This is a genomic window from Ruminococcus sp. CAG:330, assembly GCF_000437175.1.
In the GTDB taxonomy this organism is placed as follows: Bacteria; Bacillota; Clostridia; order Oscillospirales; family Ruminococcaceae; genus Ruminococcus_C.
In genome coordinates, this window is the sequence record NZ_FR897978.1 from 1 (window position 1) to 7,489 (window position 7,489).

General features: G+C 55.0%; 9 protein-coding genes. 2 read left to right on the forward strand and 7 right to left on the reverse strand.

What is annotated here, in order from left to right:
* Positions 1-311: 311 nt before the first annotated feature.
* On the forward strand, positions 312-1,247 hold the full coding sequence (gene cysK / locus QZL66_RS00510) for a cysteine synthase A (protein ID WP_022409814.1): 936 nt from the start codon (positions 312-314) through the stop codon (positions 1,245-1,247).
* Between the two features lie 221 nt (positions 1,248-1,468).
* Positions 1,469-2,122, forward strand: a complete 654-nt coding sequence (locus QZL66_RS00515) for a GDSL-type esterase/lipase family protein (RefSeq protein WP_022409815.1) — start codon at positions 1,469-1,471, stop codon at positions 2,120-2,122.
* A gap of 109 nt (positions 2,123-2,231) precedes the next feature.
* On the opposite strand, the gene QZL66_RS00520 is transcribed toward QZL66_RS00515, so the two are convergent.
* From QZL66_RS00520 to QZL66_RS00550, 7 genes are all read right to left on the reverse strand, one after another.
* Positions 2,232-2,447: a hypothetical protein gene (locus tag QZL66_RS00520; protein ID WP_022409816.1), complete on the reverse strand. Its 216-nt coding sequence runs from the start codon at positions 2,445-2,447 to the stop codon at positions 2,232-2,234.
* A 32-nt stretch (positions 2,448-2,479) separates the two neighbouring features.
* Complete coding sequence (locus tag QZL66_RS00525) at positions 2,480-3,937, reverse strand: penicillin-binding transpeptidase domain-containing protein (protein WP_022409817.1); 1,458 nt, start codon at positions 3,935-3,937, stop codon at positions 2,480-2,482.
* Positions 3,938-3,943: 6 nt separating this feature from the next.
* On the reverse strand, positions 3,944-5,230 hold the full coding sequence (locus QZL66_RS00530) for an FtsW/RodA/SpoVE family cell cycle protein (protein ID WP_022409818.1): 1,287 nt from the start codon (positions 5,228-5,230) through the stop codon (positions 3,944-3,946).
* A 237-nt stretch (positions 5,231-5,467) separates the two neighbouring features.
* On the reverse strand, positions 5,468-6,121 hold the full coding sequence (locus tag QZL66_RS00535) for a hypothetical protein (protein ID WP_022409819.1): 654 nt from the start codon (positions 6,119-6,121) through the stop codon (positions 5,468-5,470).
* Positions 6,122-6,172: 51 nt separating this feature from the next.
* A complete protein-coding gene (locus QZL66_RS00540) occupies positions 6,173-6,355 on the reverse strand; it encodes a hypothetical protein (RefSeq protein WP_022409820.1) in 183 nt (60 codons plus the stop codon).
* A gap of 131 nt (positions 6,356-6,486) precedes the next feature.
* Positions 6,487-6,984, reverse strand: coding sequence for a hypothetical protein (locus QZL66_RS00545; RefSeq protein WP_022409821.1), 498 nt, complete (start codon positions 6,982-6,984; stop codon positions 6,487-6,489).
* A gap of 193 nt (positions 6,985-7,177) precedes the next feature.
* Positions 7,178-7,489 (reverse strand): hypothetical protein (locus tag QZL66_RS00550; RefSeq protein ID WP_293601733.1); only part of this gene is annotated, 312 nt, incomplete at its 5' end.

Below are 7,489 nucleotides of genomic sequence, written 5' to 3' on the forward strand. Positions count from 1 at the left end.
CACCTCGCCAACTGCGCTCAGTTGGATCAGCCTGACAGATTCAACGATTCCGTTTCTTTTCGTTTTCCCACGTACTTTTTGCAATTTGCCCTTATTCTCCCTTGCGATTTATGCATTTCACATAATTTTAAAGGCGAATTCTGCTTTTCTGTTTGTACATTCCTACAAACTACTACCTAACCTATTGACAAACTAGGTATTTCGGCGTATAATGGGAATCAATCCGATAGGAACTTATCAAATTTCCCGTTTGCAGCAGGCGGGCGGGAATGTCCATACCTGTTTTTTACACGCAGAAAGGAAGGCTTCTCATGGCAAAGATTTTTCAGAAGATCACAGATCTCATTGGCGGGACACCGCTGCTCGAACTGACTCACATTGAACAGGAAGAAAAGCTGGATGCGACGATTCTCGCAAAGGTTGAGTTTTTCAATCCGGCCGGCAGCGTCAAGGATCGTATTGCAAAGGCAATGCTGGACGAAGCTGAGGCAAAGGGACTCATCACCCCGGGAAAAAGCGTGCTGATCGAACCGACCTCCGGAAACACCGGCATTGGTCTGGCTGCGGTTGCAGCTGCGAGAGGCTACCGCCTCATCATTGCCATGCCGGAAACCATGTCCATCGAACGCCGGAATCTCATGAAGGCATTTGGCGCAGAGCTGGTGCTGACCGAGGGCGCAAAAGGCATGAAAGGTGCCATCGAAAAGGCTGATGAGCTGGCAAAGGAGATTCCGGACAGCTTTATTCCGTCTCAGTTTACCAATCCGTCCAATCCCAAGGCACACTACCTGACCACCGGTCCGGAGATCTGGAACGACACCGACGGCAACGTGGATATCTTTGTGGCTGGCGTTGGTACCGGCGGAACGGTTTCCGGCACAGGCGCATACCTGAAAGAAAAGAACCCCAACGTGAAAGTGGTAGCAGTGGAGCCGAAAAGCTCTCCGGTGCTGTCCGAGGGTCATGCTGGCGCACACAAGATTCAGGGCATCGGTGCGGGTTTCGTGCCGGAAACACTGGATACCAAGGTCTATGATGAAGTCATCGCCGTGGAGAACGAGGACGCATTCCTGACCGGACGCAGAATCGCTCGCAGCGAGGGTGCTCTGGTGGGCATCTCCTCCGGCGCAGCTGTCTGGGCAGCCATCCAGCTGGCAAAGCGTCCGGAAAACAAGGGCAAGACCATTGTGGCGCTGCTGCCGGATACCGGTGAACGCTACCTGTCCACCCCGATGTTCGCTGACTAATCATTCGAATCCTTGTTTCACGTGAAACATTATTTCAGAGCTTGTGTTCATAGGAAATATATGCGGATTTTCGAGCAAATTTTTTTGCAGACAAGGCAAAAATTTGCAGGCATACTTTCGTATGGCAAGAATTTTTAACGCAGTATGCAACAAAATTTGCCGAAAAGACGTAGATAGACGCCTATGAACACGAGCTCTTAAACCGAGAGAAGGGAAAATACATGCAGTCGATTCTTTGCTTTGGCGATTCCAATACGTGGGGTCTGAACCCACGGGACAACAGCCGTTTTGACGACCAGACACGCTGGACGGGGCTTCTGGACGATCTGCTTCGTCCGTTTGGAAAGCGGGTCATCGAAGAGGGACTCTGCGGGAGAACCACCCAGTTCCACGACTGGTACCGGAAAAACCGCTGCGGTCTGGACGCTTTTCCGCTGCTGCTGGAGAGCCACAGTCCGCTGGCAGGCGTGGTCATCATGCTGGGCACCAACGACTGCAAGACGTGCTTCCACGCCTCTGCGGAGCAGATCGCCGGGGGTGTGCGCCAGCTAGTACGGCAGGCAAAGCATGCCGGCGTGCCGGAAATTCTGGTGGTGTCCCCTATCGTGCTGGGACATGGCGTGGCGCGGTTTGACGGCGAGTTCAACGAGGATTCCGTCGCCCTCTCCCACCGCCTGAAAGCGGCATATGCCAGCGTGGCTGCGGAGGAGGGCTGCCGGTTTCTGGCGGCATCGGACGTGGCGTTTCCCTCGCTGGAGGATCGGGAGCACATGAACGAGGACGGCCATCGTGCCCTGTCGGAAGCCGTATTCCGGCAGCTTCTCGCCGCTCAAAAAGAGGCTCCCCTGAAAGGGGAGCTGGCAGCCGCAGGCTGACTGAGGGGTTCGAACCCCCAAACATGTTTCACGTGAAACATTCCATCTGAAAAAACACACGGGCGGATGCCTTCCCAGAACTTCTGGAGAGGCACCCACCCGTTTTGTTTTATTTGACGTTCTGGTAAAAGGGAATGGCGTTATCCGCCTCCGTGGTGGACTCCGCATTGGCAGCGTCCGGCTCGGCGTAGTAGTAGCTGTAGCTGCCCTTGTCCGCCGGCTGCTTGGCGCTGTCGCTGCGGTGCTTCTGCATGAGAAGCAGCAGCACCCCCAGCAGTGCGATTGCAATGCAGATCAAAATGCCTGCCAGTTTCTTTTTGGTCATGGTAAAGTTCTCCTTTCTTTTGGTAAGCCTTCTTATAGGATTCCAGCTGCGGAAGCCACTTGCAGCAGCTTCTCGATCATGACATTGTTGTAGACGCTGTCCTTCGGAGCGCTGCACACGATCATACAGCAGCTCGCCAGTACCTGTGTCCGATCCTCGCTGAGGATGGTCATCATCATGGTGCGGTTCTCGCGGCCGTTTTCGTCGTCCAGCTCTGCCGTTCCGGATTTGCACAGGATCCTGCCGGAGCCGGACAGCGCCGTGTATTTGCCGTTGGTGTAAGCATCGAAGCAGTCCGCCAGACCGCCCGCCAGAATGTCATCCTCCGGCGTGATGTCCATGTGGTACGCTTCTTTCGGCTGAGGGTCGGCTGTGTAGATCTTCTCTCCGTCCGGTTGAATGACGCTGGCAATATAGAACGGAACGTAGAACTCTCCGGAGAATGCGTAGTTGTAGAGCTGGCAGAGCCGGATGCTGGACAAATACGCATCCTGTCCGAAGTACAGATAGGGCTGGCGCTCGTCTGCGGTTTCGATGCCGTCCAATGAATTGATCTCCGTGGTGAGGGACTTGTCCAGCCCGAACAGCGAGCGGAGCTTGTCGTAGCAGTCCGGCAGCTGGAGGGCGTGGCGGACGAAATAGGTGTTGGAGCTGAATTGCAGTGCGTCGGACAGGCTCACCAGCCGGCTGTACTGTCCGTTCCCCAGATCGCTGCCGTAATCTCCGGCTATGTTGTAATCCCAGTTCTGAATGGTCTTGCCGTTGTTCAGGGTGATGGCAGACAGATCCTCGAAGCTGTCGTTGTACAGGGAGTAGTCCTCGGGCAGGTCGCTGTCATACTCCAGCAGTGTTCTTGCGGTGATGGCTTTGAAAACGCTGCCCTTTGCCATGGCGCTGGCGTTGTAGTCCACGAAGCTGTCCGTCTGCTCAGAGATGCCTAAATAGACGTCTGCCGGCGAGCTGAGGACGTTGTTTCCGGCGTCTACCAGCACTGCACCATCCCGCAGGACGATGCAGATGCCCGCCTGTACGTCGCCGCCGTACTCCGCAAGCGCCTCGTTTGCCGCTGCCATGGCGCTGCTGTGCAGCGTGGTGACGATGCTGTCCCCGGTCCGTGCGAGCCGGTTCGCTTTGGCAACACTGGACAGCAGGATGTTCCCCATCCCCTGCACCAATCCTCCGCCGGTGTCCGAACCCAGCACCTGATAACCCTCCGCACCGCCATAGACGGTGAAGCCGCTCTCCTCGTTGACGTACTTCTGGGCGATGTCTGTGCCGTCGTTCAGGGTGTACACACTGCCCCAGTCGTAGGCGGTATTGGGCAGGATGTCGTTCCCGAGCACTGCCTCCAGCGCCGAACCGTTCTGCTCCTCCGCCTGAATGACCGGGCGGAGGCTCTTGGTGTGGCTGGACAGCGAAATCACTGCGGCGGAAAGGATAACGGCGGTTCCGATTCCCACAATGCGGAGGTTTCTTTTGGCGTATCTCATGGTATCTTATCTCCTTCCGAATTTGAAATGGGTGCCGAGACTCTCCATGCAGTCCCCGTCATAGGTCAGGAAGCCCAGCAGAATGCCGGAGGCCCCCAGATACGAAAGACTGATACTGCTGGTGAAAAACGGCTGCACTCCAAGGATGGGCAGAATGCCGGTGATTGCCAGCAGGTTATAGAGCATGGTCACGCCCACGAAACAGAGCGCCATGCTGCGGAAGTAGTTGTGCAGCTCCGAGGAGGCGTTCATCAGCTCCCTGCTGCTAAAGATGACAAACAGCAGCGTCACCAGCAGCATCAAAAAGAGGAATCCCCAGCCAAGATAATGGGTGTCGGACACGAGAATCATGTCCGTCTGCCATTCCGGGATGTGGCTTGCCCGGTAGCTGCCGAACAGCCCTGCCTTTGTCAGTGACTTCAGGCCGCTCTCAATTTGATAGGTCATGCCGGAACGGATGGAAAATTTGCCCGCCAGGTCTGCCAGAAAGCTGATGCCGCTCTTCTCAAAGCGCGGATTTGCCAGCCACAGAATGCCGATGCCGCCTGCCGGAACTGCCGCCAGGAGCAGGGCGATCCATTTCTTATGGCGATTTCTGCGGGGGTAAAAAAGGGTGTACCACACAAAGAAAGCGGCATACAGCAGTGCCGGAATGCCGGTCTCGTGTTTGACCACCAGGGTCAGGCAGATCAGTGCGCACAGGACAACGCTGACGATTTTCCGTGCGCCGTCCTCCTGAAAGCCCGTACCCATGGTGAGAGTCGCCAGAATCGCCATGGGCAGCCCGATGAGGATACCGAAGACGGAGGCGGTGTTGCCACGGGAGAGGAACATTGCCATCAGACAGGACACGATGTCTGCCGCCCAGAGCAGCAGCAGCGGAAGCCGTTTTCCGTCTTCCTGCCAGCGCTCCAGAAGAGAGATTCCAACCCATGTGACCGCTGCCAGAAGCAGCATTCCGCAGGATCTGATGCCCATCCAAAGCCCCAGATTGCCCACCTCGCTGCCGATGTTGTACGTGGAGATCAGAACGGTAGCATTGCTGCCCAGAAGCAGCACAGCCGTAAAGACGGCACTATGGAGTGCCGTGGGGGTTAATTTTTTCGCTGCGAATACCACAGTCAGAACGACTGCCAGTGTATTCAGCAGGAAGCCAAGCATCGCAGAGGGGACGTGAGACAGGGTCGACGTCACAAATGTGTGAAGCGACAGCAGCACCGTTACGCCAATGGCGGAGAGCCCGTAGAGGAGGGTTCTGTGCTCTGCGACGTTTTGAAGTTTGCCGTGAAGCATGTTGGTTAATTCTCCTTTCGTTCTGTTGCGGCAGCCCTGTGTGCGGGCTGCCGTTGCTGTTGTGCCGGACCTTTGGTCTGGCTGTGAGCCTGCCGGCTCGTTGTTCTGGTGTGACCTCCTTTCCTCTCTATTGTACTACGCTGCAATGCCACCAAAATCCGGCGGGTTCAAAAAAACGGGCAGCGCCCTCCGTACATGGAGAACACCGCCCGTCTGTGGGAATTTGTGGCAGGTGGATTACTTGCCGTATTTTTCCTTGTGCTTTTGCTCCAGGGCATTGTACCAGGCTCTTCCCTCCGGACCGGAATCCCGGATGTAGAGCTTGAGTGTGTGGGTGTTGTTCCAGACGCTGATTCGCAGCTTGGCGATCATGGACTGGCACTGTCCGACGGACTTGATCAGCGCACTTTCACCGCTGCTGCTGCGCTGAAGCGCTGCCACTGCCTGCTGGCACTCCTTCTCGGCGGCGTGGAGCCGTGCGCCGGCCTCCACACTGCGGTAATAGAGGCTCTTCAAGTACCGGTAGTTACGGCTTTTGGCGTTTGCAGCGTTGCCGTTCATGTACAGGATGTAAGCCTGTGCGTAGGTGTTCTTCAGCTTGTTGAAGAATGCCGGATTGATGCGGATGACCGCCTTTGCCCGGCTGGAGGCGTGCTCCACCGCAGAACGGGTGAGCTCGATCTGCTGCACTTCTTGCGTGGGGACGGTGTATTTGGTGTCGCTCTGTTCCACCAGGTTTTCCCGCTGTCTGTAGTCGTATTCCCGGCTTGTGGGATTGTATGCGGTTACCGGATGCAGCTCCGTGTCCGTTTTGGTCTTTTTCTTGCAAAACGCCAGAATCAGCAGCGTGATGACCAGCAGACCGATGACAATGAGAACGATTGTTTTCATAAAAATTTTCCTTTCTTTTTGGCGGGAGATCCGCTTGTGCGGATTTCCGGTTTAGTCCATTGCCTGAATGATTTCCGTGACCAGCTCCACAGCGGAAGCGGTCTTGTCCTGTACGAAGCGTACGTATTCGTGGGGCGTGGGAATCGCATCAGCGTGGATTCCCTCCTTTTCGTAGTAGCACCAGCCGTATCCGGCAAAGATAACAGCGGCGATGAAACAAAGCAGTCTTTTCATATGGTCTGCACCTCCTTTCGTGTGTCCCTTTGTTTCTGAATTTAGTATACCATAGTCCGAAGCCGGAAAATGCAGGGAGTTCAAAAAAACGGGCAGCGCCCTCTGTGTAAGGAGGACACCGCTCGTCTATCTCAAAGGAAAAAGTATTTCAATTGGTTCACTGTGTTCCGGAGTTTCATTCGCAGCTTTAATTTTTGGATTGTGAACCGGAAGCGCCCGATCTCTGCGAGCGCAATTCTTCCGTAGCCATTTCCGGGCATCCTTTCCCAGTTCTCACTTAGCACATACTTTTCCATTGCGGATGCGGCACTACTGCATTCCGCATAGGCATAGCAGAGGCGTCTGATACTTTCCACACTCCGGCGATGGAGATGTTTTCGATATGCATGGTCACGGGAGCGTAAATTTTCTGCGCTGCCGTTCCGATACAGGGTGTATGCCTGTATGTAGTTCTTCTCAACCTCTTTGAACCATCTGGAGAGGTGGCGTTTTATCATTGACCGTGTGCAGGTATAGTCGATTCCCATCCAGATCGTATGAATCTGAAGCTTGTCCTGACTGGGGATGTCATACGGAATGTCGTCCTTTTCAATCAGACTGTCGCTGTCGAAACCGAAAAAATTTTTCATATGGTCTGTCACTCCTTTTGTACGCTGTGCGTTTTTGTGGTTAGTATACCATTCGGAAGCGTCCGGGATATGCAGGGAGTTCAAAAAAACGGGCAGCGCCCTCCGTGTAAGGAGGGCACCGCCCGTCTGGGGGGAGAGGAAAATTAGAACCTGTCTTCACAAGACACATGTATACGCTTGTGAAGACAGGTTCTTATTCGCCGTGCATCTCTTTGTGCTTCTCTTCCATGGATCTCAGAGCCTCGAACCACGCCCGGCCCTCCTCCGTACCGGAATCCCGAATATAGCGTTCGAGGTTATCAGCGTTATCACAAAGGAATTTTGCCAGCGTGATGGTGATGCACGAGCACGACCAAATGGATTCGATCAGCGCCTTTCCACCGCTGCCGCTGTGCTGGAGCGCATTCTTTGATTCCTCCATAGCATGCCATGCAGTGTGAAGCCGCTTGGCAGCCTCCGTACTCCGGAGGTACAGTTTCTTGAGATACTCGCATTCACGGTGCTT